The organism is Ruegeria sp. SCP10, assembly GCF_040329495.1.
GTDB lineage: Bacteria > Pseudomonadota > Alphaproteobacteria > Rhodobacterales > Rhodobacteraceae > Ruegeria.
Window position 1 is genome coordinate 1 of sequence record NZ_JBDZYF010000061.1, and the last position, 1,173, is coordinate 1,173.

The 1,173-nt window shown below is 57.1% G+C and carries 1 pseudogene; it reads right to left on the minus strand.

Annotated elements, in window-relative coordinates:
- Nucleotides 1-29 precede the first annotated feature (29 nt).
- Nucleotides 30-1,048, minus strand: a pseudogene (locus ABLN87_RS22250) (IS110 family transposase).
- Nucleotides 1,049-1,173 lie beyond the last annotated feature (125 nt).

A 1,173-nucleotide genomic window follows, 5' to 3' on the forward strand; every position in this document is an offset into this window, starting at 1 on the left:
CGTCTTGCGTCTTGCGTCTTGAGGCAGGATCAGGCGATCGGCTGCCGGTAGTCTTCCTGTTTTGTCAGCAGCGCCCAGATGATCCTCGCCGATTTATTCGCCATAGCGACAGTGGCCAGCCGGAAGGGCTTTTCGTCTATTAGCTTCGACGTCCATGTGTCAGCTTTCTCCGGACTGTTCTTGGCCATGAGCGCGCGCGATGTCATTCCGATGATCAGCAGTTTTCGGATGTAACGGTCACCCTTCTTTGTGATCCGCCCGAGGCGCTCTCGACCGCCGCTGGATTTGTTCAGCGGTGTCAGCCCCAGCCAAGCCGCCAAATCGCGTCCGGTCTCGAACTGTTTTGCATCGCCAATAGTGGTGACAACGGCGGAAGCGGTGATTGGTCCGATGCCTGGCATGCGCATCAAACGTCGCGCATCGGCATCCAGCCATGCATGTTGCTCGATCAGCTTGGTAAGCCCATCAACCCGCGCATTGAGTCCGGTCAGCTGATGACACATCACGCCAAGAATGCCGTTCGCGATCTCAGGCATTTCCAACTGCTCCTCGCTGCCGTGCTCTCGTGCGAACTTGGACACTGCTTCGATGCCAGTCGGCAGGATGTGATCGAACTCACGAAGGATGCTGCGGATCATGTTCACAACCTGGGTGCGCTGACGGACAACCAGATCCCGCGCCCGATGGATGGCAAGCACTGCTTGCTGATCTTCGGATTTGATTTCGACAATGCGCATGGTGGGGCGGCCCACGGCTTCACAAATCGCCTCGGCATCCGCCGCGTCGGTTTTGCCGCGCTTCACATAGGGTTTGACATAGGCTGTTGGCTTGAGCCGAACGTCATGACCGAGTTCGCGCAACTTGCGTTCCCAGTGATGGGATGATCCGCAAGCCTCCATCCCAACCACGCAGCGCGGCAACGTTCGAAAAAGGCGATCAGCTTCGCGCGTTTGATCTTCTTGTTGATGATCTTGCGTCCGGTGGCTGAAACGCAGTGCACCTGAAAAACATCCTTGGCCAAATCCAGGCCCACAGTCTTTACTGTCATTGGGTGGCTCCTTTCCTAGCAGTCGATGACAACTGCACTTTGGCACGTGCGATGCCGGTGGAGCAGGAGCCATCCACCTCATCCGCTATGGGCCGCAAAATGACAAAACCCTGCAAAAACGGGGC